The following is a 24,233-nucleotide window of genomic DNA, read 5'->3' as shown; positions in this document are numbered from 1 at the left end:
GCTGCAGGCCTACTTGCCCTTGAAGGCTTCCCGGCGGGCGGTGCGCTCGTCGAGGAAGCGCTGCGCTGGCTGAGGACCGACGCTGGCTTGGGCCCGGTCCACCAGTCGTTGCACCCAACCGGCGTCGTGGGCGTTGACCACGGCGTAACGATCGGGCGGGAAAAAGACCCAGTGATGGGCGGCTTCGGTGAGGCGCTTGATCTCATCGGCAGACATCCAATAAGACGTCTGCGTCATTGGCAAAGGCGCGCCGTCAAAACGTCGGCCAAGTGCCAACTGGGTTCCGGGCGCGAAGGCGATCGCCAGTTGCTGCCGGGGTTGCATCTGCTTCTCGGGCGCGGGCATCTGCCCCACCCGTCCATAGCAGAAGTCACCGGGAAACTCGTCCTTGAGCACCAGCCAGTGGCCGGCCTCGGTCATGGCCAGGACCCACTGCGACACGCCGGAGCTTTGCACGCGCACCAGTTTGTCGTTCTTCCAGAGCATGAGGCTGTTGCAATCCGGGTCAAAGTCGTTGGCCCAGAGGCTGACGCCCGATACCAACGTATGGCGTTCGAGCTCGACCAGCCCGTGATCGGGCATCGATTGCCAATAATGGTGGGTCGGGTCCCGCGAGTCGCGCAGGTAATTGGACAGTGCCCAGCCCGCCACGAAGAGCAGCGTCGCCAGCGCCAGCCAGCCCAAGGAGTCACCGACGATCCGGTCTATATCCATGTCCGGGGCGAATAACTTTTGGACAAGGGCCAAGCTCGACAAGAACACCAAGCCCGGCAGCACCAGGCCCATGCTCAATGGCGGCAGCAGGACCACGAACCAGCTGAAGCGGTGCATGAATGCACGCTCGCGCGCCCAAGCCAGCTCCTGCGGGAGCATGGGTGCCTGCTCTCGGGGGGCGATGCTGGGATCCGGGGTTTGAAAACGGAAGAACCGTGCGTGGGAGTCGTCGCTCATGGATCGGGTCGTTCTCTCGAATCAGTCGCGCATCTTCGAGGATTTTTCGGGGCGTGGACAGTACCCTTCAAGACATAACCCACGTCCTGAATCCCGGTCACTGAACCAGCGCTATCGCGAGCACGCTCGCAATAGCGCCAGCGAGTCCACTATCAGTCCGCCTGCACCGTGACCTGACGCTGCTCGCCCAACCCCTCGATCCCCAGGCGCATGGTCTGGCCGGGGCGCAGGAATACCGGGTTGGGCTTGATGCCCAGGCCAACACCCGGAGGCGTGCCGGTCGAGATCACGTCGCCGGGTTGCAGGCTCATGCACCGGCTCAGGTAGGCGATCAGTTGCGGCACGCTGAAGATCAGCGTTCGGGTGTTGCCGTTCTGATAGCGATGGCCGTCGACTTCCAGCCAGAGGTCCAGCGTATGAGGATCGGCGATTTCGTCCCGGGTCACCAGCCACGGCCCAAGCGGGCCGAAGGTGTCGAAGCCTTTGCCCTTATCCCAGGTGCCGCCACGCTCCAACTGCCACTCGCGCTCCGACACGTCGTTGATGACGCAGTAACCGGCGACATGCTCCATGGCGTTCGCTTCGTCGATGTAGCGCCCGCCCTTGCCGATGACCACGCCAAGTTCGACTTCCCAATCGGTCTTCAGCGAGCCACGGGGAATCTGGACGTTGTCGTTCGGCCCGCAGATGGCGCTGGTCCATTTGTTGAAGATGATCGGCTCCTTCGGCACCTCCATGTTCGACTCGGCAGCGTGGTCGGCGTAGTTCAAGCCGATGCAGATGAACTTGCCGACCTGGCCGACGCAGGCACCGATCCGCGGTTGACCGGCCACGAGCGGCAGGCTTTGCGGGTCAATCAAGGCGAGCGCCGCCAGGCTGTCCGGCTCCAGGACCTGCCCGGCGATGTCCGGCACGTGGCCGGACAGGTCGCGGATCTGATTGTCGTCATCCAGGAGTCCGGGTTTTTCCGAACCTTTGTCGCCGTAACGCAACAGTTTCATGAAGTGCTCCTGCTCAAGTGAAAATTCAGAGGCTCATGCCACCGTCGATGACGTGCACCGTCCCGGTGGTGTAGGCGGATGCGTCGCTGCCCAGATAGAGCGCCAATTGCGCGATTTCCTGGGTATCACCGATACGTCCCATGGGCTGGCGGTCGAGAAACTGTCGATAGACCTCTGCCTCCTCGAGGCCTTGGCGCACCGCCTGGTCGGCGATACGCTGGCGCAACGAAGGAGAATCCACGGTGCCGGGGCATATCGCGTTGCAGCGGATGCCCTGGCTGACAAAATCGATGGCGACAGATTTGGTCAGCCCCACCACCGCTGCCTTGCTGGCAGCATAGGCGAAACGATTGGGCACGCCTTTGACGCTGGAAGCCACCGACGACATGTTGATGATCGATCCGCCGCCACGGGCCAGCATGCCCGGCAGGAACGCGCGGATCATGCGGTACATGGCCGTGACATTGAGGTCCATCGAGCGCGCCCAGGCAGCTTCGTCGCAGTCGAGGATATTGCCGCTGTGCACATAGCCGGCGCAGTTGAAGAGCACGTCCAGCCCACCGATACGGTCACGGGCAGCGTCGATGGCGCCGGCCGAGGTGACATCCAGAATCATCGGCGTGATCCCATCGATGCCCGCCAGTGCGCCGACGTCGATATCACTGGCAAACACCTCGGCACCGGCCTGGGCGAAGGCAATGGCGCTGGCCAGGCCGATGCCTTGCCCCGCCGCCGTCACCAGGACTCGTTTGTTCTTCGGGCTCATGCAGTCTCCAGTTGCGCGGCGGTAGGCGCGGTCTTGGGTGTCCTGCCAAGCATCGACGCAGGGATCGCGAGGATCAACCCACCGCTGACCAACAGACACAGGGCCAACACATAAGTACCGTTATTGATATTGCCCGTGAGGGTTTCCGCCACGGCGGTGATCATCGATCCGGTGAAGCCCGACAGGTTGCCGATGGCGTTGATCATGCCGATCCCGGCTGCGGCGGCAACGCCCGACAGCACGGTGCCTGGCAGGGTCCAGAAGATCGGCATCAGGCTGAGGATCCCCGAGGCCGAGACACTGAGGAACAGCACCGACAGCACCAGGTTATCGGCAAAGAACGCGCTGAGGATCAGCCCGGCGCCACCGATGAAGGCCGGAATGGCCGCGTGCAGGCGCCGCTCGCCAGTGCGGTTGGAGTGGCGTGCGTTGAGCAGCATCGCCACGATTGCCACCGAGTAAGGAATGGCGGTCAGCAAGCCGATGTGCAGACTGTTGGAGATGCCGGTGCTCTTGATGATCGACGGCATCCAGAAGGCCAGGCCGTAGAAACCGGTGTTGAAGGTCAGCAGGATCAGCACCAGCAACCACACCCGAGGGTTGAAGAACACTTCGCTCAGGCGCGTGGCCTTGCCCTGGTTGTCGGTTTGCAGATTGGCCTTGAGCATGGCTTTCTCCGCCGCCGAGAGCCACTTGGCTTTGTCGATGTTGTCGGCCAGGCAGACGATCACCACGAAGGCCATGATGATCGAAGGAATGCCCTCGATGATCAGCATCCACTGCCAGCCGGACATGCCGTGCACGCCCTGCATGCTGTTCATCAACCAGCCGGACAGGATCCCGCCGAGGGTCAGGCTGACCGGCAACGCGAGCAGGAATCCGGACATCACGCGGCTCTGCCGATGAGTCGGAAACCAGTAATTGAGGTAGAGAATCACGCCAGGAAAGAAGCCCGCCTCGCAGATCCCCAACAGGAAGCGCAGCACATAGAACATCGTGCTCGATTCAACGTGGAAAAAACCCGCCAGCGGCACGGTGTAGGCCACGGCCATGGAGATCACCGCCCAACTGAGCATGATCCGCGCGATCCAGAACCTCGCGCCAAAGCGATGCAGCAGCAGGTTACTGGGCACTTCGAAGAGAAAGTAGCCCCAGAAAAACATGCTCGCGCCCAAGGCGTACACGGTGTTGCTGAACTGCAATTCGTTGAGCATGTCGAGCTTGGCGAAGCCGATGTTCACACGATCGAGATACGCGGCCATGTAGCACAACAGCAACACGGGCAGGATCCGCCAGATCACCTTGCGGTAGGTCCGGTCTTCGAAATCCAGTCCGCCGGCGGGAGCCTGTGCGGGCAAATGCTCGGAGATGGTTTGCATGAGTAACCCCTGATTGTTTTTATTGGGTCACGTCGAATGAGCGAATCATCCGGCGATTGAACGAGGACTCTACTGTTGGGAATCGATTCATTCCCAATGGCATTTTTGGATTAGTTGATAACCAGTTGTTATCGGAATCCAAAGGGTCTACTTCGTAGCCCAGCGGGAGCAAGCTCCCTCGCCACAGGGATTCAACCGCTCAGGCGCGCGTTGTCCTTGAGGATCTCGGCGAACTCCAGCGCCGCGCCTATCAGCGGCTCGTTCTTTCGGGTGAGGATGCCGTAGTCCTGCGGCACCAGGTGCAGCGGCGTGTCGAGGGTCTTGAGTTGGCCGCTTTCGAGCAGCGGATCGACCATGGCATTGGGCAACATGCCGATCATCGGTCCACGTTTCAGGACTTGGAGAAAGGTCTGCATGGAGATGGTGTCGATGGTGTTGCGCGGCATGCCCACTCCTGCCTCGGCGAACGCCAGCTCCATGCGCGCGCGGATCGGCGTACCGACCGGATAGAGGATCCACGGCTGGTCCACCAGTTGCTGCAAGGATGTTGGCCCGGCGTCCGCCAGCGGGTGGCGGTTGTTCACCACGATGCAGAACGGTTCCGGGGCCAGGGGCTGGAAATCGTAGCGCTGCTGCTGGCTTTGATCGGTAAAGCGCGCCACTGCCAGGTCGAGCTTTTTCTCTTCAAGCATTTCCATCAGATGGTTGCTGGTCTGCTCCACCACTTCGATGGACAGCAAAGGCCAGCGCTGCTTGATCTGCAGGATCGCCTCGGGCAATGCCACCGCTGTCGCGGCAAAGATGCCGCCGACCTTGAGGTAGCCATGACCGCCTTCGCGCAGGCTGCTGATCTGCTCGACAAACGAACGCGCGTCGTTCAACGCGATTTGCGCATAACGCAGTACGTGCTCGCCGAGGGCGGTGGGCGGCATGCTTCGTGGGCGGCGTTCGAACAGGGCAAAGCCCAGCAGGCTTTCGATTTCCTTGAGCATCTTGCTCACCGCCGGCTGGCTGAGGTTCATCTGCTGGGCTGCCAGATGCATGTTGCAGGTACGCCCCAAGGTGTCGATCAGCAGCAGATGGCGGAATTTGAGCCAGCCGCAGAAGCTGGAGAAGGACAAGTCGGACATAGGTGCTCCTCAACGTGTAATAACCAGACGTTATCAGATACTGAATATATCTCATTGGAGTTCATCGACAGCGCGCCCTAGCGTGAAAGCTTTACGAACCAGGAAGATCGCCCATGTCGCTCATGCTTACTCCCGAGAACACCCTGCCGGTCGATGGCGTCGCCGGCACCCTGATTGGTCGTGCCTGGGTGCCTGGCGCCGTTGCCGGGCCCTCGCCCATCGTGCTGCGCAGCGACGGGGTGTTCGACTTGTCGGAGCGTTTCGCGACCTTGAGCGACTTGCTGGAAACCTCCTCGCCATTGGCAGCGGTGAGAGAAACGCCGGGCACCTTCATCGCCAGCGTCGAAGCGCTGCTGGCCAACACCGGCCTGCATGCCGATCTGTCCAAACCCTTTTTGCTGCCGCCGCTGGACCTGCAGGTGATCAAGGCCGCCGGCGTGACTTTCGCCGCGAGCATGATCGAGCGGGTGATCGAGGAACAGGCCGGCGGTGACGCGGCCCGGGCCGAAGCCGTGCGCGCCACGGTGCACAGCGTGATCGGCGATAACTTGCGCTCGATCGTGCCGGGCTCCGAACAAGCCATGCGCCTCAAGGCCTTTCTTATCGAACAGGGCATGTGGTCGCAATACCTGGAGGTCGGCATCGGGCCGGACGCGGAAATCTTTACCAAGGCGCCGGTCCTGGCCGCCGTGGGCAGTGGCAGCCAGATCGGCATCCACCCGGCCTCCCAATGGAACAATCCTGAGCCCGAAGTCGTGCTGGCGGTGAACAGCCGTGGCCAGATCCACGGCGCCACCTTGGGCAACGACGTCAATCTGCGGGACATCGAAGGCCGCAGCGCGCTGTTGCTGAGCAAGGCCAAGGACAACAACGCATCGTGCGCCATCGGCCCGTTCATTCGGCTGTTCGATGAGCATTTCAGCCTCGACGACGTGCGTGCCTGCGAAGTCGATCTCCAGGTAGATGGCGAAGACGGCTACCGCCTGCACGGTTCCAGCTCCATGAGCCAGATCAGCCGCGACCCGCAGGACTTGGCCGGCCAGACGCTCAACGCCAACCATCAATACCCGGATGGTTTCCTGCTGTTTCTCGGTACCCTGTTCGCCCCCACCGATGATCGTGACCACGTCGGCAGCGGTTTCACCCACAAACGGGGTGACAGGGTCAGTATCAGCAGCCCGTTGCTTGGCGGCCTGCACAATCAGGTAACCCACAGCTGTGACGCCGCACCCTGGACCTTCGGCGTCGGCGCCTTGCTGCGCAACCTCGCCGCGCGAGGGCTGCTGGGTCGCTGAGCACGACAGATCGTCGATTCATCCAATTACAAGAGAGAAATGAATCATGAGTGACACGCCAAAACGCCGCCTGCGCAGCGAGCAATGGTTCAATGACCCGGCCCACGCCGACATGACCGCCCTGTACGTCGAACGCTACATGAACTACGGCATGACCCGCGAAGAGCTGCAATCGGGCCGGCCGATCATCGGCATTGCCCAGACCGGCAGCGACCTGACGCCCTGCAATCGTCATCACCTGGAACTGGCCCAACGGGTCAAGGCCGGTATCCGCGATGCCGGCGGCATTCCCATGGAATTCCCGGTGCACCCGATTGCCGAACAGTCGCGCCGGCCCACCGCCGCGCTGGACCGTAACCTGGCCTATCTGGGCTTGGTGGAAATTCTCCATGGTTATCCATTGGATGGCGTGGTGCTCACCACCGGTTGCGACAAGACCACCCCCGCCTGCCTGATGGCGGCGGCGACCACCGACCTGCCCGCCATCGTGCTGTCCGGCGGGCCGATGCTCGACGGCCATCACAAGGGCGAATTGATCGGCTCCGGCACGGTGCTCTGGCATGCGCGCAACCTGATGGCCGCCGGCGAAATCGACTACGAAGGTTTCATGGAAATGACCACCGCGGCATCGCCATCGGTGGGTCACTGCAACACCATGGGCACGGCCCTGTCGATGAACGCCCTGGCCGAAGCCCTGGGCATGTCGCTGCCCGGTTGCGCGAGCATTCCGGCGCCCTATCGCGAGCGCGGCCAAATGGCCTACGCCACCGGCAAGCGCATCTGCGACCTGGTTCGCCAGGACGTGCGCCCATCCCAGATCATGACCCGCGAAGCGTTCGAGAATGCCATTGCCGTCGCCTCGGCACTCGGTGCATCGAGCAACTGCCCGCCGCACCTGATCGCCATTGCCCGGCACATGGGCGTCGAGTTGAGCCTGGACGACTGGCAACGGATCGGTGAAGACGTGCCGCTGCTGGTCAACTGCATGCCGGCCGGCAAGTACCTGGGCGAAGGCTTCCACCGCGCCGGGGGCGTGCCGGCAGTCATGCATGAATTGCAGAAGGCCGGGCGCCTGCACGAACACTGCGCCACGGTCAGCGGCAAGTCGATTGGCGAGATCGTCAGCAGCAGCCTGACCAGCAACGCCGACGTTATCTACCCGTTTGAAACCCCGCTCAAGCACCGTGCCGGCTTCATCGTGCTCAGCGGCAATTTCTTCGACAGCGCGATCATGAAGATGTCGGTGGTGGGCGAAGCGTTTCGCAAGACCTACCTGTCCGAGCCCGGTGCCGAGAACAGCTTCGAGGCACGGGCCATCGTATTTGAAGGACCGGAGGATTATCACGCACGGATCGATGACCCGGCGCTGGACATCGACGAGCGCTGCATCCTGGTGATTCGTGGCGTCGGCACCGTGGGCTATCCCGGCAGCGCCGAGGTGGTGAACATGGCCCCGCCGGCGGCGCTGATCAAACAAGGCATCGACTCCCTGCCCTGCCTCGGCGATGGTCGCCAAAGCGGCACATCGGCGAGCCCGTCGATCCTCAATATGTCCCCGGAAGCAGCCGTGGGCGGTGGCCTGGCGCTGCTGCAGACCAACGACCGTCTGCAAGTGGACCTGAACACCCGCACCGTGAACCTGCTGGTCGACGACGCCGAGATGGAGCGGCGCCGAAGCGAGTGGACCCCGAGTATCCCGCCTTCGCAGACGCCCTGGCAGGAACTGTATCGACAATTGGTTGGGCAGCTGTCCACGGGAGGCTGCCTGGAGCCGGCCACCTTGCATTTGCGCGTGATCGCCCGCAGTGGGGAGCCGCGGCATTCTCATTGACTAGATGCGCCAACCCGCTTCCTGTGGCGAGGGGATTTATCCCCGCTGGGCTGCGTAGCAGCCCTAAAACAGTGAGCTCCATCTTGCTGACACACCGGGTCGGCTGGTCTGGGGGCCGCTGCGCAGCCCAACGGGGATAAATCCCCTCGCCACAGGGCCTTCAGAGATTCCCGACCATCTCCCACAACGACGCCCCCACCCCGGTGATACTCTCGCCGGCAATCAACCCCGCCGCGGCCGTAATCGCAAAGCGTTCGGTGAGGCTCGGCCAGCGGCAGCTCACCAACCAGGTGAGCACCGCGCCGAGGGCCATCATCAGCGACACCGAGGCCGGCAGGACAAAGGCCAGGCCCAAGGCTGCCGTACTGGGCAGGTAGCGGGCACGATGTGCCGGCAGCACGCTGTCGAGAATGCCCAACAGCAAACCGGCAACGCCGCCGATGAAGATCGCCCAGCGGATGCTGGCTGACAAGGAGTCCAGGCCATGGGTCAGGGTTTGCGCCACGGCTTTCCAGGTGGCGACCGCCGGGGCCGGCCACTCTTCGGTGAGCAGCATGGTTTGCGGGTCTGGAATCAGCGCAAGATAGGCCAGCACGCCGACAATACTGCCGATGAAAATGCCCAGGGTCTGGGCCATCAATTGCTTGCGTGGCGTGGCACCAATCGCCCGGCCGACCTTGAAATCGTTCATCAAGTCCGTGCATTGCCCGGCCGATCCGCCGGCGGTATTGGCACTCATCAGATTGATCGGCACCTGCCCCGGAGCGACGATGCCAAAGCTCAACTGGGACAATTGGCCGATGGCGCCAATCGGCGGAATGCCCGTGGCGCCCACCACCCGGGCCGCCACTGCCGCCAGGCAGATGGCCAAGGGAATGGTCAGCAGCGCCATCCATGGATTGATGCCGAACAAAAGTGCTTGCAGGCTCACCACCAGGACAATGGCCAACAGGAAACCAACGGCGGGCCCGGCCTTGGGGATCACCCAGGTCGCGCCGCCGCTGGCCTTGGTGGACGTGTGCAACGCCCACAAGCGAATCGCCAGGGACGCCAACGTCGCGCAAACCATCAAGCTCACGCCCGGCCATAGCAACCATTCCACCAGCACCGCGAACTGCGGGCCACTGCTGCCGGGCGGCAACTGCACCAGGCCATTGTCCAGCAACCATGGCGCCAGCCCGCCCCACGCCAGCAATGCGCCGAGCAGCAGGGTCAAGCCGACGCGGATGCCGATGATGCCGCCGAACCCCACCAGCAGCAGTGAAGGATCGGCGGTAAACGTCAGTCGCTCCAACGGCACACTGGGCGACCAGCGTGGGATGGCCCACCAAAAGGTATCGACCCATTTGGTCACCCCGGACAACAGCGCCGCCCCCAGCAGCACCCTCAAGCGCGTCGCCGCTTCATGGCCATGGTTGTAGATATGCAGCAGGGTTTCCAGGGTCGCCATCCCCTCGGGAAACCTCAGTGCCTTGTCGTTGAGCAGTGACGGTCGCAGGTACCAGGCGATCCAGATGCCCAGGAAGCTCACCGAGAAGACCCAGGCAACCATCGGCACCGCGTCCAGTTGCTGGCCAGTCAGCAAGGTATACGCCGGAATGGGCGCCACCAGCCCGCCGGAAATGATCGACGCCGCAGCCGACGCTACGGTCTGGTTGATGTTGCTTTCATGCAGCGTCCAGGGCAGTCGTCCGCTCGAGCGCTTGGCCAAGCCCTGCCAGATGCCATAGCCGACCAGCAAAGCGATGATCGACATGTTGAACGACCAGCCGATTTTCAATCCCGCATAGACATTGGAAGGCGTCAGGAGGATGCCAAGCACGATTCCCGTGATCACCGCGCGCGGGCTGAATTCGCGCTCTACGGGGCGCACGTGCGGGCTCGAAATTTGATCCATGCGAATTCCTTATCGGCAAAAAACAGTTGGCTCAGCCAAGGCAGCTACCTGACAAGTGAGTGCTGTATCGCCGCAAGGTTCACCGGGGATACGTTCTGGCGGCCACGTGCTAGAGCGGTCCGCCCCATGCGTTTGAAGGCCCGCTCAAGCAGTCCCCCACCCAGCCGATAACCCTTATGACGGCGGCCCTCCGGCCTCGCCGGGCTCTGCTGGTTGAATAGGGTAATGATCAATGGTTCTGCAGCTTAACCGTTTACTGACGATGGTTGCCTTGATGCTCCTGATTGCAGGTGGATCGGCATCGGCCCTCGCAGCAGAGCCGCCGTTACGCATTGTGACGGAGGAATTGCCGCCCTATAACATGACCCAGAACGGTCGAGTGACGGGCATGAGCACCGAGGTGGTCGAGGCCGTGCTCAAGGAAATCGGCGTCGAGGCTTCGATCCAGCCCATGCCTTGGGCGCGCGCTTACGAACTGGCGCTCAATGAAAGCAACGTGTTGATCTATTCGATCGTCCGCACTCCCGCGCGCGAATCCCTGTTCCAATGGATCGGCGCCATCGCCCCGACCCAATGGTATATCTACTCGCTGGCCGAACGGCCGGTGAAGCTCAACTCCCTGGCCGATGCCCACGGTCACCAGATCGCGACGGTCAATCAGGACGTGGGGGAGCAATTTCTCGTCTCGAAGGGTTTTCGCATCGGCGAGGAATTGCAGTCCAGCAGCAAATACGAACATAACTACCGCAAGCTCAAGGTCGATCATGTGGAGTTGTGGATTTCCAACGAACTCAACGCCTTGTACCTGACTCGCCAGAATGGCGAAGATCCGGAAAAAGTATTGATCAAGTCGCTGCCACTGCCCGAGCTCAGCAGCGCTGACGGCTTGAACATGGCGTTCAGCCGCAACACACCGGCGCGGACTGTCGAGAAATTCCGCGCCGGCCTGGAGGCCATTCGTCGCAACGGCGTCTACGACGCCATCGCGCGCAAGTGGTTATGAGATGGACAGCAACTTCGGACCGGGCTCCTCTCACCGATCACCGACCAAGGCACTCAGCTCCCTGGGACGGCGCCTGGTGCTGGCGACCTTGTTGTTCTGCCTGTTTTTTACCCTGGCAATGGTTACGTGGCGCACCTGGCTGGCCTGGGAAAGCAATTTGGCGGAGATGAATTCCGAGCTTGGCCTGATCGACCAGGTGTTCCAGGACACCTTGGCCCATGCCATTTGGGAAATGGACAGCGAATCCCTGGACAAGCAGCTCAACAGTGTCGCGAATGCCGCGCCGGTCGGACGCGTAGTGCTCAATGTCCTGCGGCCCGGCCGTTCGCCGGAAACCATTGAGCGCAATCGCTACACCACCGGCAACGCGGGCGCGGCACCGGTGCTGCAGCGCCAGCTAATCGCTCAGCCCTATCTCGGAGCCCATGAAAAAGTCGGTGAGCTGACCATCGAAGGCGATAACCAACTGCTCTGGAAGCGCCTGTGGGGCGAAGCGCGCAGCATCGTCATCACGCAGATCATCCAATCGATGCTGCTCGCCGGGCTGGTCATGACCATGTTCAATCGCCTGGTGACGATCCACGTGGTGCATATCGCCCGGCATTTGGGCGAGCTCGCTCCGCAGACCCTCAAGCATCACCTCAAGCTGCAACGCTCGGTGGACCGCCAGGACGAACTGAGCCTGCTCGAATCCCAGGTCAACGAACTGCAGGACAATCTGCATGCCCACCTGGAGCGCCAGCGTTCGGACGAACTGGCGATCGCCGCCAGCCGCGATCAGTTGGTTGAACTGGTCGAGGCGCGCACAGCGGAACTCCGGGCAGCCAACCAGGCCCTCGAAGCCTTGTCGCGTCACGATGCCTTGACGGGACTGGCTAATCGTCGCCATTTCGACGAACTGAAGGAAATCGAATTTCGCCGCGCGGTCCGCCACCACACGCCGTTGGCCGTGCTCATGTGCGACGTGGATTTTTTCAAGATCTACAACGACACCTACGGCCACATGAACGGCGACCAGTGCTTGCAGCAGATTGCCGAAACCCTGCGTGACGTGTTCGGGCGCTCCGGCGAATTGGTCGCGCGCATCGGTGGCGAGGAGTTCGTCATCGTACTGCCCAACATCAATGCACAACAGGCTGGCGACGCGGCTCAACGGCTGCGCATCGCCCTGGCCGAGCGGGAATTGCCCCACAGCGGCTCATCGGTCTCGCCGTTTGTCACGCTGAGCATCGGCGTCGCCGAACTGGACCCCGAGGCCATGGATCATTTCGATCAACTGATGCAGCGCGCAGACCAGGCGTTGTATCGAGCCAAGCACCAGGGGCGCAATCGCGTTTCCCTCTGACATCATCGCCAGCCATGAGGTCTCTATGCGCCACCGTCTGATGCTCTACTCTTGCGTGCTCCTGGCCTTGATCAGCTTCAAAAGCCAAGCCGAGACCATCGAGGTCGTCACCGAAGACTCGCTGTACGCCTATCTGCGAGACGAGAAGCTGGTCGGACCCGGTATCCGTATCGCCTCGGAAACCTTGAAGCAGGCCGGTCTCAGCGACCACCACATGGCGCTGTATCCATGGGCGCGGGCCTATGAAATGGCGCTGCACGAGCCCAACGTGCTGATCTTTCCGCTGGATCGCACCCCGGCCCGTGAACAGCTGTTCAAGTGGGTCGGGGAGATACATCGGTCCACCAGCAGGCTTTACAAGCTGCGAGGCGGTGAACGCATCACGGTCGGCAGCCTCGAAGAGGCCAAGCAGTACAGCATCGGCGTGGTACGAAATGACGCTAAGCAGGTTTATTTGCAGGGACGTGGTTTCAGCCGACTGGTCGTGTCGGCGAACAATCACGATAACTTCCAGAAACTGTTGAACCGCCAGGTCCAGCTCGTGCCGATGCCTGAGAACACCGCACGCCTCATGAGCCAAGATGCCCAAGTGGACTTCGAAGCCCTGGAGGAAGTCTATGCCCTTGATGAGCAGCCCCACCGGGTTTATCTGGCCTTCAGCCTGAGCACGCCGGACGAGACTGTCGCCAAGGCCCAACGCGCGTTCGAAGCGCTCAAGGCTTCAGGCGAAGTGGCGCGGATCATGAAGGAGGAACGTTGACGGGCGGTAGCCGTCAGCCGGGTTGAACTCCTCCTTCGAAAACATCGTCCAGTTTATAGGTGCACAGACCTGGAGATTTTTCGATGAGCACACTGAACGCCATGTCGGACTCCATCCAGACCCTGATGTTGGAGCGCAATGACTGGGTGCCCAATAACCCGCGCCTGCCGGTGTTGGTTTACCGTGACGCAGTTTCGGCCCAGGCCTCGGCCCTGGCCGCCCACCTGGAAGAGACGTTCCGCAGCCACGGCTGGCCGCCGCAATGGCGCTATGGGATTTATGATTTTCACCACTATCACACCGAAGGCCACGAGGTATTGGGCGTTGCCAGCGGCCAGGCGCGACTGATGATCGGCGGTCCGGGTGGACAAGTCCTCGACGTCAAGGCCGGCGATGTGTTGCTGCTACCCGCGGGTACCGGGCATTGCAACCTGGGCTCCAGCGAAGACTTCCTCGTGGTAGGCGCATACCCACCCGGCCAGCAGGCCGACATCTGCCGCGAAGCGCCGAGCGAGGCTCAGCTGGCAAATATCGACACGCTGTCGTTTCCTCAGCGGGATCCGGTGTACGGCGCGCGGGGTGGGGTCAACCGATATTGGCTGGACCAACGCTGACACTTGGCGGACCAAGGCAACGATTCACGGTCAATGACCGTAAACCTTCTGCAACTGCTCCTGGGTCAGCGCGTCTTCGAAGGGCACCGGCACCGATTTTACCGCGCCGTAGAGGTTGCGATAACGCCAGTAATTGCCGTTGTTGGCCAGCTGATAACCGCGCTCGACCACGCGCTGTCCATCCAGCACGTAACGCAGGGTTTCCTGGGCCGCTTCCGGCGGCGCCGGTAACATCAGGTCGGCTGCCAGCACCCGCATCGACTCGTCAATGCATTCGTCGAGCACTGTCGTCACTTGCGCCAGATCCAGCTCGCCGTCATCAATGCAACGCTTGCCGCAGCGCCTGATCGGCTGGCTGGAGACTTCGATGCGCATTCGATACAGCGCCGAACCGGCGATATCCTGGACCTGCACCCGATTGATCAGCACGAAGCTGCCACGATCAGGTGTAAGCATCAGTTTAGGCTCGATGACCAGCCGGGCGTTGATGTCGCCCGTCCCCTGCTTGAGGCCGGCCGCCAGCGACGCCTGCTGGAAGCGCTGTTGCAGGCGCTCCTGCAACGGCACGCCAGCAAGCAGATCCGCCAGCGGGCGCGATTCCTTGGCGGCGGTATTTTCCGCATCGCGCTGCAAGCTGCCGCTGCCCATCTGGGTATTGATCAGGCTGGCAACCAGCAAACCGGCGAGCCCGGCGCTGTTGCCGGAACTGGCGACCAGGGTATGGCTCGACGACGCAGCCTTCTGCGCGGCCTCGGCGTCGACCACCGTGCTGGCACCGACAAATGCCTGCGGCAGTTGCAGATCCACCTTGACGCCATGGGCCTGGACGTAGGACACCGCATCCGCCGATTTGAAACCGGCCTGCGGTGCCGGCTTCTGAGCGCATCCCCCCACCAACAACAGGGCGAGCAAGCCGACCGCCATCAATCCACGGTTCATTGTTCGAACGGCGTGATCATTTGCTGGCGGCTCGAGTCCATGGCCTGATAAAAGGCGTTGGTCAGATTAGGATAGTCAGGCTCGTCCCATTCGCCCTGGGCGGCCTGCACGACAGCAAACGGCTTGAACCACAACAATTTGTTATCGGCCAGATCGACCACCATGCCCTGCCCAAACACCTGTGCCATGGGCACGCTGGTCGGCACGATGCTGTAATAACTACGGGTGGCGCCGGTCCCGATCACGTTGACCAACAGCAGGCGATCGACACCGTAGGTGGCCTTGATTGGTGTCAGGTCGCGGGCGGTGAAGCCTTCGCGGAAACTCACTTCCTTGTATTTGCTCAGATCCACCGGCTCGTTGATGCGCTTGGCCTTGTAACCCTTGGCTTGCAACTTGGCGACAATCGCGTCCGGCAATGTGTTGAGGTCACGCACCTGCCATTTCTCGACATTATCGCTGAGCTTGCTGTTGACGCCCTTGTTGATGGCCAGGTCCAACAGTCCCTGGTTGCCGGTCAGCGCGAGGACGGGTTCGGGTACCACGTTGATGGCCACGCCAATGGTCGGTTCCTTGGCATCCCAGAACTGTTTGTCCAGCGGTACCGGGGGTTGGACGTGGGCGCAGCCGGTGAGCGTCAGGCAGGCAAGCACAGTCAATGCTGCCAGGGTACGAAGCGTATGAGAAAACATGCATCAAGTCCTTATGATTAAAAACGATGCTGCCTGTGTCGGCAGCTACGCTAATAACATTAGTGGCACATTGATACTTTTTCCGGATTCCTTTTAACTCTCATACACTTCCTCGCTTCCCTGCGCCCTAGATCATCGGCGAACTGCTCACCACCCGCAGCGCCAAGCCTTCGAATGCGTCCAGCGTAATTGTGAATTCACCCTCGGGCGTAAGGTCCCCTTCGACCCGCTCGTTGATGATGTCCACCACCGGCCCCGGTGCGATACCGGGCAGGTGCAGGGTTTCGGTGATGGCCGTCGAGCCGAAGTTCAGCGCGGTGATTTGCGTGCCTTTGCCGGCCGGCAACTCATGGACCATGATCAACAGCCCCGGATGCTCGACGTCCGGTATGAGTATCTGGCGGCTGGCGGCGATGTCGTAGGCGCGGCGCGCGGCCAGGATCCGGCGCAGTTGCGAAGCGAACGAGTCCGGATCCTTCAACTGGCTCGGCAGGCTGCCGTACAAGGTTTTCGGTCGGGGCATCTCACCGGCCGACAACGGTGCTTGCGGGTTGAGGTCCACCAGGTCGTAGGCACCGCGATGAATCCAGCGCGTGTCGCCGTCGCGCATCAAGTGCTCGACCTGTTCCGCCGGCAACGGCAGTGCGCCCACCAGATCCCAGCCCGACAAGGCGAACACACCCGGCTGCATGGCGTTGAACATCACCAGCAGGAGATGGACCTGGCGGATCTGCTGGATATCGGCCGCCGTGATCGCATCGAGGTCACGAATGCCCAAGGCGGCGGTGATGATGCTCGCTGTCGTACAAGAGACGCCATTGGTGACGAATTTGAGGTTGTAGGGCGCATGCTCGCCGGACAGGCGCTCGTACATCTGTTCGCGGATGTGCTCGCGCAAGATGCTCCCGGGAAAGGTCTGGCCTTGATACAGGTAGGTATCGTGAGCGTGCAACGTCCAGAAATGCACCAGCTCCAGGGTCAGTTCGTCATGATTCTGCAACGCGTGGATCAGCGATCCCGGGTCGATGCCGAAGGCGTGCATCTGGCGCAGCATCAAGCGCAGGAATTCCGTGTCGCCCATCAGCAACGCATGCTGGTAGGCCGGACGGGTGATGAAGTCGTAGGACAGGTCTGCCCCGCCGTGGGACATGGCAGCAATGTCGTCCAAGGTCAGGTTCAGCTCCTGGAAACTGAAACCGCCTGCCTTGCGAATCGCACCGCCGAGCAATTGGTTGCCAGTAATCGACAGCGGATGGCTTTCAGACCAGGCAGTACCATCTAGCTTGCGCTCCACGCCGAGGAAGCCATTGGCATCCAGACGGAGGATCTTCGCCCCCATGACATCTACGGCGTGCAACGCGTCGCCGATGATCATCTGCTGCGCGGCAAACGTCGGGTCAAGCCAGTTCAACGACGGCTGCCCTTCCTTGAAGTAATGCAGATAGACCCAACGCCGCGGCTTGCCATCGACGCCCATGACGACCGGTGTCGCGCTCCAATCGGTTTCCTTGACGCCGGGCTCGAAGAAGATCACCCGTTGCAACTGGCCGACGATGTAGTGCTTGTCCCGAAGGGCGTCCACTTGCTGCGCGGTGAGGTTCTGCGCATCGCGCCCCTCCCCGACTTCGGGCAGCAGCGGCCAGTCCTCCTCACGGATCTCGACCATGTGGTAGAGCCCTGGATAGTCTTCATAGGCCATCTCCGCCAAGCGGAAATCCGCGCCCTTGCCGGTATGGGACGGGATGACGTCATCGATGACCACCGCGTTATGCGCGGCGGCCATGCGGGTCAACGCCTGGAGCTGCGCATCGGTACCCAGGTCGGGGTCGATGTCGAAGCTGATGCGGTCAAAGTTGCCATCGATGGTTGGCGTGAACTCGGTGCCCTGAAGCCCTCCAGACCTTTTCAACGGCCCGTTATGAATGCCCTGGATACCGATTTTCGACAACGCATGCCACAAGGTTTCGTCTCCCAGCGCCTCGAGCACCGTGCCATTTTCACGGGTGACGATGGATGCCGGGTACGCGGTAAACCATACCGACGAAAGCGCAGACGCATCGCGAGGACGGGTATGCGCGAAGGGCTGCTGCCACAAGCGACCATGCCCCGAGTAAAGCTTGGCTCGCTGTCTCGCAGCGTGAAGCATCGATTGTTCGACCAGCCAGTCGACATGATTTTTCTCAGCCATCGTCATAAAAAAATCGCCTGTCGTGATGAAAAAGTCGCACCGCCCCTGGGCTCAGGGCCGGCGCTTATTAGTCATATGAGGCTTTGGACCGACATTCGTTGCAATCGTGTATCCATCTACAAAACGCATTGCTCGCTCAATCACCGTTGAACGGCGCGTCCGGATTTCTCGCACCCGGCGGACCAGGCCTTTGCAGGGTGGAGCAATTGGAGCCATGGCCTGCCCCGTCGAGCCGGGCCTCGACAAAGGCAAAGGCATCGTCCAACGAGCCATGGAGCACGCCGTCATGCCCCAGGCCTTCATAGGTGCGCCAGGTGACGTCGTTATCGGCGGCGCACAAGGCCGCCGCGACTGCGTACTGGCGCTCTGGCGTGATGGTTCGATCCGCCTGGCCCGTGGCAATGAATAATGGGAAGGCAACCGACGCCTGGGGCATATCAGTCATCGGGGTGCGCAGCGCAGTCAACGCTTCGGGAGCGATGGCCAGAAGCTCGGCAAATGAACCGATCTGCAATTCCTTGGATTTGGCGGCGATGTCCCGGGTACAACTTTGCCGGGCGACCCTTAGCAGTTCCAGGCCATCGTCCGTCAGGATTTCCTCTATCCGTGGCCCGTCGTCGCCCAGGGCGCCGGACGCCAACGCGAGGAACAGGGTATTGGACTGGCGTGGCGCCAGCGCAATCGGCCCTTGGGGGAACGTACTGTTCGCAGCGGTGAGCACCGCACCGAAGATGGGGAGTTCCGGTGCATAGCTGCCAGCGAGGATCGCCGCGCCCAGCGCCGCCCCTGCCCCCTGGGATTGTCCGGCGAGGATCACGCGCTTGGCGATGAGCCCTGGCCTGATTGCCCGGGCGGCGCGGATCGAGTCCAGCACCGAGCGTCCCTCGGCTTGCCAGAATGTATAGGGATGCGGCCCCGGCCCTCCCAAGCCTTGGTAGTCGGTGGCGACAACAGCGAACCCGTGGGCCAGCCAGCGGTTGATATAGGCCGAATCACGCTCGCGCCATCCCGCCCAGGACGGTGCACAGACATCGGCGATCCCCAGCGTACCGTGGGCCCAGGCCAGTAGCGGCCAACCGTCGGCGGGAGGCTTGCCCGCCGGCAGGTACAACGCCCCGCTGACCGGAACGAGGCCGGAGTGCCAGCGTGAGTCGTTGGAGCTGTAGAGCAGGCGCAACGCCTGAGCGGCGGCGGGCATCTGCGGCTGCACCGGCAGGGTCTCGCTGCGCAGCACCGCACCGGGCAATCCGGGCATCGGCCCCGCCCAGCGATAGAACGGCGACAGCGTCATATCGCCTGCCGCAGGGCCGACCGGCAGCGTACCGGCCGCCATGACATTGGCCGTCACGACAACGAACGCACCGATGCAGACTCGTGTGAGGAACGCGATTGGGAAAGTATTCATGAACCCTTCGCCTGACCGGAAAGAGCCTTGCGCAAGGCGCTGCCCTGCGCAGCAATGACGTTGCGCGCGACGGGGGCCACCTCGTTGAACCGGACAAACCCGTGGGTCATGTTTGCGAGCACTTGCAGGCTCGTCGCCACGCCCGCGCTTCTCAGTCGATTCGCGAGTTCGCGGTTTTCATCCAGCAACGGGTCCAGTTCACCAACGACCAATCGCACCGGTGGGAGGCCCGCCAAGTCGGCGATGATCGGCTGCACGCGCCAGTCATCTTCATCACTGGCCAGGTAGCTCGCCCAATAGGCACTCATCGTCTCGACCGAGAGGTTCTGGCCAGCGTATCCGCCTAGCCGCTGCCAGGAGTCGGAGGTCATGTCCCGCGAGTAGCTGCCGTAGAACAGCAACAACTGCCGCAGCGCATCGATTCCCGTATCACGCAGCGCGATGGCAGCGCCCAGGGCGAGGTTGGCGCCTGCCGAATCTCCGCCCAAGGCATAACCGCGTACCGGGCAATCGGTGATCGTCCCCAGCTTGATGACCCGGCTGACGATCGCCAGCACTTCGTTGAATGCGACCGGAAAGCGATACTCCGGCGATAACGCGTAGTCGATGGACAGCACCGCCAGGCCACTGTCGCGCACCAACTGGCGCAGCGGCGCGTCCCAGCCCGCGAGCGACCCGTGGCGGAATCCACCGCCATGGCAGTAGAACATCAAGCATGGCGTCTCATCGCCTTCCGGCCAATAGAGCTTGCAGGGCACCGTCCGGCCATCGACGGCGAACCCCAAGGTGCGTTCGTAGGACAGCGGCACGCTGCGGCGTGCCGCCCAGGTATTGATCCGTTCCAGTTGCGCACGGACGCTTTGCACATCCCCCTGAACGACCGGCAGCAAGCCTTGTTCATGCAGCGCCGTGGCCACGGCGAGCAAATCAGCATGAACCGGCGGCCGTGTGTCCACCGGCAGGCTTCCAGCGCGACTCATGGCTGACCTTCGCAGCGACGTCCGTCAGCGATCACGCAATGGCTGGGCGGGCTGCGGCCTTCCAGGACGGCTGCAACGCATTGGGCGGCAATCAGGTTGGTGCGATTGAGCCCCTCGACCGTGGACGCCCCGGCATGGGGCGTAACGACGACATTCGGGAGCTGGATCAGTTGTTCAGTGACCGAAGAAAACTGGGGGTCCGACTCGCTTTCGAAAACATCGAGTCCCGCTCCCGCCAGGCGCTTTTCTCGCAGGGCATCGAGTAGATCCGCATCACGCACCAATCCGCCGCGCGCGGTGTTGATCAGCACTGCGGAGCGCTTCATCAGTGCCAACGCAGGGCCATCGATCAGCCCGTGGGTTTGAGGATTGAGCGGTGCATGCAGGGTGATGAAATCGCTTTCCTTGAGCAGTGTTTCCAGGCCGACAAAGCAACCGTCGTCTTGGGCGCTACCCGGGCGAGGGGAATAAATCAGCGGCTTGACCTCAAAGCCGGACAAGCGCTGCAGGACGCCCCGGCCAATGCGGCCCAACCCGATGACACCCACGGTTTTACGGTACAAATCGCCCCCAAGGGGAATCGACCAGTCGTTGGCGGCCAACCCCAGTTGGCACTGCTTGAGTTGACGACACACAGCGAGCATCAGCGCGACGGTGTGGTCGGCGACGCTGGCATCGTTGCCGCCGATAGCGATGGTCGCCACCTTCCCCGCCGCTGCTACCGCTGCCGTATCGACCCGCTCGTAGCCCACGCCGCGACGGGCGATGACCTGCATGCGCGGGAGCGAAGCCAACAGGCTGGACGTGATGTTCGCGTGCCCGACGATCCAACCGTCGGCATCCGCCAGGAGGTCCGTCAACTGGCGTTCACTCAGGTCACCGTCGGCTTGCCCCGGAGCCAGTTCCGCGACGACGACCTCACAGCCATGGCTCTTGAGGAAGTCGCTAGCCATGGCGTCGAAGAATCGCTGTGTCACCACTACTTTATGGCGAGGTTCAAACATCTCGGGCCTCCCGATATCGGTATCCAATGATCAAAACGCGTAATCCAGATACACGCGGGCCTCGGAGCCGCTGACGACGTTGTCGGCTTGCGCGGAGATAAGTGCAACGAAGTCCTGGTCAATTCGGTAGTCGATATAAATCAAGCCCACCGAAAGTCCCGCGTACTCTTTTTCATCGAAGCGGTAATAGAGACGGTATTCATTTTGCCGCTCGGTCACGTCCGTGCGCCGGCCGCTAAAGGGATCGGTGGCGTCAAACTCACCTTGCTTGTAGATAGTCATGACTTTGAAACCGTCCAATGAAGCACCCAATAACGAATGCCCGCTCAAGTCATATTCGGCGCCTAGTTGCCAGGTTCGTTCGCCATCGTTATTAAAATCGTTACCCGAGCGTGTCCACGCATCCATTCTTCCGTCGACGTTATCGCCGTGGTCAAAGTAGGCGTAACCCAGTTGGCCATTGCTCAACTGCGCGTGCGTCTCGGAAAATGAAACACCCAGGCGAAGTTTATCGAGCAACAAACCGACATTGATGTTCAGCCACGTCGCATCATCGTCATAGGCGGCCTGGCCGGACTGCCAATCACGCTCCCAGATCCGCCCGGCTTTTTCGAATTCATAATATTGAGTGTCGAACACGATGCCGGCTTTATCGCCAAGCGGCGCTTTGAGCGTCAACCCATAACGCGTGTTCTTATTGAAGTCTCGCGACACACCTTGGTCGAAACCAAGCTCGATGGCCTTCAAGTCGTACTTGACGCCATAGGTATAGAGATCCTTTATTTCCTCGCCTGTCTGGCTCAGCAGGTGCTCGAATTCTTCCCTGTCCCGAGGGGATGTGCGGTTGATGTAGGCGGTTTCAAACCCTAGCGTACCGGGCAGCGGACCGATCCCCATCTCGGTAAAATTCAAATGGGCGCGGCCACCCTGGTAGGAACCGGGAACGATTCGAGTATCGAGCGTGACCAATGTCCCCGCATCGAATCGGCCCCGGCCGACTTGAGTGTCGGCATCCCAACCGTTGCCTTCATAACGCAACTTGAAGTAACTCTGCCCAACTTTTGCGAAACCGCCGTTGGTACCGTCGGTATCGTCAAACAAGTTTCGGCCATTGTCTTTTGAATCAATCATCGCCACGCCATACAACGAGGCGTCAAACCCTACGACCCCGGCCCAATAACCGGAGTTATAGTCCAGTATTGCGCCGACCCCTGTCCCGCCTAGCTCCGAGCCATCCGGAAAACCACCAAAACGGTCCTCGATCAAGTCATTGGATATCCGCGTATTGATATACATCGAGCGAAGATAGGCATTCAACTTTCCCTCCTGCTGAAACCTTTCCGGATGACTGATCGTCGCCGACAGACAAAGATCAGACATAAACAATGTTGACAGGAACGTCATCGCGACGGCGTTAATCGATTTCATCGACCACCTCATCTATTATTTTTATTTTGACGTGAGCAGACGCGAACAAGGCGTCCGTTAAACTTTGGCGTAGCGAATCAATGAATCAGATAATTGCCCGGGTAATAACAGCCGTAACAATCAGCACCAGGCTGCTGCCTATGGCCCAGAGCAGGCAATAGCGTTGCATGTCGCCCATGTCGCGCTTGATGATTCCGCTGATCAAATAAACCGCCGCGACCAATGGACTCAATGCATGCACCGGCTGACCCAGTACCGATGCGCGAGCGATGTGCATGGGGTCGATGCCGTATTCGGCGCCGGCGGCCCCGAGCACGGGCAAGATTCCGAAGAAAAACGCGTCGTTGGATAACAGGAAATTAAGCGGCAAGGCGACAAGCGCGGTGATGATGCTGAAATATTGGCCGCCGCTTTCCGGGATCAAATGCACGATCTTTTCGGACATGCCATCGACCATGCCGGTGCCTGACAAGATCCCGGTGAATGCACCTGACGCGAATATCAGGGCGATGACCATCAGGACACTTTCCGAGTGAGCCGCGACTCTGGCCTTCTGCTCCGCCAGGCGCGGATAGTTGATCAGCAGCGCCAAGGAAAAACCGACCATCATCAACATCGGTAAAGGCGCCAGGCCTGTCGCCATGGCGTACATGAGCCCCGCGGTCAACGCGAGGTTGATCCAGAAAAGCTTAGGCCTATGCGTTTCAGATTGCAGGATGGGTAGTGCGGGGTCGGCCTCTGTGGCGACGTTGGACGCGGGCGTCCAACCCAAACGCCGCCGCTCTTTGCGGCCGATCCAGAAGGCGACGACGAACGCATAGGCCAGTCCCGCCAACATGGCTGGCACCAAGCCCAGGAACAGCTCAGCGACATCAAGATGAAGCGCACTGGCGGCTCGCGCCACCGGCCCTCCCCAGGGAATAAGGTTGACCACGGTATTGGTCAACAGAAGCATCAGCGCGAGAATCAGCGGGTTCATGCCGAGGCGAAGGTAAAGCGGCAGGAACGCCGTCGTTACGATCAACACCGTCGTTGCGCCATCCCCGTCGAAAGAAATAACCGTGGCCAGCAGCGCGGTGCCCAGCACCACGCGAAGCGGATCATTGCCTACGTAGCGGAGGATTTTTCGCACGACGGGTTCAAACAGCCCGGCGTCGAACATGATTGCGAAGTACAAGATTGCAAACATCAACATCAGTGCGGTGGGCGCGACCTGTTTCACGCCGTTCATCACCATGCCACCCAATTCCGGCCCTGCCCCACTGGCCAGTCCAAAAGCAACTGGAACGAGGATGAGTGCCGTCACGGCAGAAAGTCGCTTGCTTATGATCAATGCCATAAACGTGACGACCATTGCGAAACCTAACCAAGCCATGCGTGTCACCTTCTCGTTTTTATTGTTATCGATGTCATCGAAAATCAATGTGAACAGCTCTTGCGCAGCCGAAATCTACATAGGGGTGGAATGGCTGTAAATCTTGATTTTTTTCGTCAACATCCAGCTGTTTGGCTGACGGATCGATTGCTATCGCTGCGTGAGACTTTTGTCTTTTTCATAAAGAAATTGACGCTCCGATAGACATTGATGAAATCTCGGTATATTTAATAAACATGTACAAAACCCA

General features: G+C 61.1%; 20 protein-coding genes. 6 read left to right on the top strand and 14 right to left on the bottom strand.

Going from position 1 to position 24,233, the window contains the following annotated elements; all coding sequences use genetic code 11:
• Positions 1 to 9: 9 nt before the first annotated feature.
• The 5 genes from HU762_RS00930 to HU762_RS00910 all read right to left on the bottom strand — a co-directional run bounded on the left by HU762_RS00930 (position 10) and on the right by HU762_RS00910 (position 5,227).
• Positions 10 to 951: a hypothetical protein gene (locus tag HU762_RS00930; protein WP_238340324.1), complete on the bottom strand. Its 942-nt coding sequence runs from the start codon at positions 949 to 951 to the stop codon at positions 10 to 12.
• Positions 952 to 1,103: 152 nt separating this feature from the next.
• Complete coding sequence (locus HU762_RS00925) at positions 1,104 to 1,952, bottom strand: ureidoglycolate lyase (protein ID WP_186631628.1); 849 nt, start codon at positions 1,950 to 1,952, stop codon at positions 1,104 to 1,106.
• Positions 1,953 to 1,977: 25 nt separating this feature from the next.
• The gene (locus HU762_RS00920) at positions 1,978 to 2,718 is read right to left on the bottom strand and encodes an SDR family oxidoreductase (RefSeq protein ID WP_186631625.1); all 741 of its coding nucleotides are present in this window, start codon (positions 2,716 to 2,718) and stop codon (positions 1,978 to 1,980) included.
• On the bottom strand, positions 2,715 to 4,097 hold the full coding sequence (locus HU762_RS00915) for an MFS transporter (protein WP_186631622.1): 1,383 nt from the start codon (positions 4,095 to 4,097) through the stop codon (positions 2,715 to 2,717). The genes HU762_RS00920 and HU762_RS00915 overlap by 4 nt, the downstream gene beginning before the upstream one ends.
• A gap of 191 nt (positions 4,098 to 4,288) precedes the next feature.
• Positions 4,289 to 5,227, bottom strand: coding sequence for a LysR family transcriptional regulator (locus tag HU762_RS00910; protein ID WP_186631619.1), 939 nt, complete (start codon positions 5,225 to 5,227; stop codon positions 4,289 to 4,291).
• A 113-nt stretch (positions 5,228 to 5,340) separates the two neighbouring features.
• On the opposite strand from HU762_RS00910, the gene HU762_RS00905 reads away from it, so the two are divergent.
• A complete protein-coding gene (locus tag HU762_RS00905; protein ID WP_186631616.1) occupies positions 5,341 to 6,522 on the top strand; it encodes a fumarylacetoacetate hydrolase family protein in 1,182 nt (393 codons plus the stop codon).
• Positions 6,523 to 6,568: 46 nt separating this feature from the next.
• Positions 6,569 to 8,353, top strand: a complete 1,785-nt coding sequence (locus tag HU762_RS00900; protein WP_186631614.1) for an IlvD/Edd family dehydratase — start codon at positions 6,569 to 6,571, stop codon at positions 8,351 to 8,353.
• A 160-nt stretch (positions 8,354 to 8,513) separates the two neighbouring features.
• Here the strand turns inward: HU762_RS00900 and HU762_RS00895 are convergent, their stop codons facing one another.
• Positions 8,514 to 10,250: an OPT family oligopeptide transporter gene (locus HU762_RS00895; protein ID WP_186631612.1), complete on the bottom strand. Its 1,737-nt coding sequence runs from the start codon at positions 10,248 to 10,250 to the stop codon at positions 8,514 to 8,516.
• Between the two features lie 232 nt (positions 10,251 to 10,482).
• On the opposite strand from HU762_RS00895, the gene HU762_RS00890 reads away from it, so the two are divergent.
• The 4 genes from HU762_RS00890 to HU762_RS00875 all read left to right on the top strand — a co-directional run bounded on the left by HU762_RS00890 (position 10,483) and on the right by HU762_RS00875 (position 13,972).
• On the top strand, positions 10,483 to 11,253 hold the full coding sequence (locus HU762_RS00890) for a transporter substrate-binding domain-containing protein (RefSeq protein ID WP_186631609.1): 771 nt from the start codon (positions 10,483 to 10,485) through the stop codon (positions 11,251 to 11,253).
• Between the two features lies 1 nt (position 11,254).
• Positions 11,255 to 12,598 (top strand): diguanylate cyclase, encoded by a 1,344-nt coding sequence (locus HU762_RS00885; protein WP_186631606.1) that lies wholly within the window; start codon positions 11,255 to 11,257, stop codon positions 12,596 to 12,598.
• Between the two features lie 25 nt (positions 12,599 to 12,623).
• Entirely contained in the window at positions 12,624 to 13,358 is a 735-nt protein-coding gene (locus HU762_RS00880) for a transporter substrate-binding domain-containing protein (RefSeq protein ID WP_186631604.1), read from the top strand.
• A gap of 83 nt (positions 13,359 to 13,441) precedes the next feature.
• The gene (locus tag HU762_RS00875) at positions 13,442 to 13,972 is read left to right on the top strand and encodes a cupin domain-containing protein (protein WP_186631601.1); all 531 of its coding nucleotides are present in this window, start codon (positions 13,442 to 13,444) and stop codon (positions 13,970 to 13,972) included.
• Positions 13,973 to 14,002: 30 nt separating this feature from the next.
• Here HU762_RS00875 and HU762_RS00870 read toward each other — a convergent pair whose 3' ends face one another.
• The 8 genes from HU762_RS00870 to HU762_RS00835 form a co-directional block, all read right to left on the bottom strand.
• The gene (locus HU762_RS00870; protein WP_186631598.1) at positions 14,003 to 14,911 is read right to left on the bottom strand and encodes a hypothetical protein; all 909 of its coding nucleotides are present in this window, start codon (positions 14,909 to 14,911) and stop codon (positions 14,003 to 14,005) included.
• A complete protein-coding gene (locus tag HU762_RS00865; protein WP_186631595.1) occupies positions 14,908 to 15,603 on the bottom strand; it encodes a hypothetical protein in 696 nt (231 codons plus the stop codon). Before HU762_RS00865 ends, HU762_RS00870 begins: the two co-directional genes overlap by 4 nt.
• Positions 15,604 to 15,730: 127 nt before the next feature.
• Positions 15,731 to 17,797, bottom strand: a complete 2,067-nt coding sequence (treS, locus tag HU762_RS00860) for a maltose alpha-D-glucosyltransferase (protein WP_186631592.1) — start codon at positions 17,795 to 17,797, stop codon at positions 15,731 to 15,733.
• A 130-nt stretch (positions 17,798 to 17,927) separates the two neighbouring features.
• A complete protein-coding gene (locus HU762_RS00855; protein WP_186631589.1) occupies positions 17,928 to 19,196 on the bottom strand; it encodes an alpha/beta fold hydrolase in 1,269 nt (422 codons plus the stop codon).
• Entirely contained in the window at positions 19,193 to 20,176 is a 984-nt protein-coding gene (locus HU762_RS00850) for an alpha/beta hydrolase fold domain-containing protein (RefSeq protein WP_186631586.1), read from the bottom strand. The genes HU762_RS00855 and HU762_RS00850 overlap by 4 nt, the downstream gene beginning before the upstream one ends.
• Complete coding sequence (locus HU762_RS00845; protein WP_186631584.1) at positions 20,173 to 21,180, bottom strand: phosphoglycerate dehydrogenase; 1,008 nt, start codon at positions 21,178 to 21,180, stop codon at positions 20,173 to 20,175. Before HU762_RS00845 ends, HU762_RS00850 begins: the two co-directional genes overlap by 4 nt.
• Positions 21,181 to 21,210: 30 nt before the next feature.
• Positions 21,211 to 22,608: an OprD family outer membrane porin gene (locus HU762_RS00840; RefSeq protein WP_238340323.1), complete on the bottom strand. Its 1,398-nt coding sequence runs from the start codon at positions 22,606 to 22,608 to the stop codon at positions 21,211 to 21,213.
• 85 nt (positions 22,609 to 22,693) lie between these two features.
• Positions 22,694 to 23,983 (bottom strand): citrate:proton symporter, encoded by a 1,290-nt coding sequence (locus tag HU762_RS00835; protein WP_186632922.1) that lies wholly within the window; start codon positions 23,981 to 23,983, stop codon positions 22,694 to 22,696.
• Positions 23,984 to 24,233: the final 250 nt, after the last annotated feature.

Origin of the sequence: Pseudomonas sp. SWRI92, from assembly GCF_014268685.1 — a bacterium.
Taxonomy (GTDB): domain Bacteria; phylum Pseudomonadota; class Gammaproteobacteria; order Pseudomonadales; family Pseudomonadaceae; genus Aquipseudomonas; species Aquipseudomonas marvdashtae.
This window is presented reverse-complemented; position numbering and strand designations above follow the sequence as displayed.

Coding starts and splice junctions, on each gene's coding strand:
- HU762_RS00930 (WP_238340324.1), bottom strand. CDS start 951: ATGAGCGACGACTCCCACGCACGGTTCTTCCGTTTTCAAACCCCGGAT.
- HU762_RS00925 (WP_186631628.1), bottom strand. CDS start 1,952: ATGAAACTGTTGCGTTACGGCGACAAAGGTTCGGAAAAACCCGGACTC.
- HU762_RS00920 (WP_186631625.1), bottom strand. CDS start 2,718: ATGAGCCCGAAGAACAAACGAGTCCTGGTGACGGCGGCGGGGCAAGGC.
- HU762_RS00915 (WP_186631622.1), bottom strand. CDS start 4,097: ATGCAAACCATCTCCGAGCATTTGCCCGCACAGGCTCCCGCCGGCGGA.
- HU762_RS00910 (WP_186631619.1), bottom strand. CDS start 5,227: ATGTCCGACTTGTCCTTCTCCAGCTTCTGCGGCTGGCTCAAATTCCGC.
- HU762_RS00905 (WP_186631616.1), top strand. CDS start 5,341: ATGTCGCTCATGCTTACTCCCGAGAACACCCTGCCGGTCGATGGCGTC.
- HU762_RS00900 (WP_186631614.1), top strand. CDS start 6,569: ATGAGTGACACGCCAAAACGCCGCCTGCGCAGCGAGCAATGGTTCAAT.
- HU762_RS00895 (WP_186631612.1), bottom strand. CDS start 10,250: ATGGATCAAATTTCGAGCCCGCACGTGCGCCCCGTAGAGCGCGAATTC.
- HU762_RS00890 (WP_186631609.1), top strand. CDS start 10,483: ATGGTTCTGCAGCTTAACCGTTTACTGACGATGGTTGCCTTGATGCTC.
- HU762_RS00885 (WP_186631606.1), top strand. CDS start 11,255: ATGGACAGCAACTTCGGACCGGGCTCCTCTCACCGATCACCGACCAAG.
- HU762_RS00880 (WP_186631604.1), top strand. CDS start 12,624: ATGCGCCACCGTCTGATGCTCTACTCTTGCGTGCTCCTGGCCTTGATC.
- HU762_RS00875 (WP_186631601.1), top strand. CDS start 13,442: ATGAGCACACTGAACGCCATGTCGGACTCCATCCAGACCCTGATGTTG.
- HU762_RS00870 (WP_186631598.1), bottom strand. CDS start 14,911: ATGAACCGTGGATTGATGGCGGTCGGCTTGCTCGCCCTGTTGTTGGTG.
- HU762_RS00865 (WP_186631595.1), bottom strand. CDS start 15,603: ATGTTTTCTCATACGCTTCGTACCCTGGCAGCATTGACTGTGCTTGCC.
- treS (WP_186631592.1), bottom strand. CDS start 17,797: ATGACGATGGCTGAGAAAAATCATGTCGACTGGCTGGTCGAACAATCG.
- HU762_RS00855 (WP_186631589.1), bottom strand. CDS start 19,196: ATGAATACTTTCCCAATCGCGTTCCTCACACGAGTCTGCATCGGTGCG.
- HU762_RS00850 (WP_186631586.1), bottom strand. CDS start 20,176: ATGAGTCGCGCTGGAAGCCTGCCGGTGGACACACGGCCGCCGGTTCAT.
- HU762_RS00845 (WP_186631584.1), bottom strand. CDS start 21,180: ATGTTTGAACCTCGCCATAAAGTAGTGGTGACACAGCGATTCTTCGAC.
- HU762_RS00840 (WP_238340323.1), bottom strand. CDS start 22,608: ATGAAATCGATTAACGCCGTCGCGATGACGTTCCTGTCAACATTGTTT.
- HU762_RS00835 (WP_186632922.1), bottom strand. CDS start 23,983: ATGGCTTGGTTAGGTTTCGCAATGGTCGTCACGTTTATGGCATTGATC.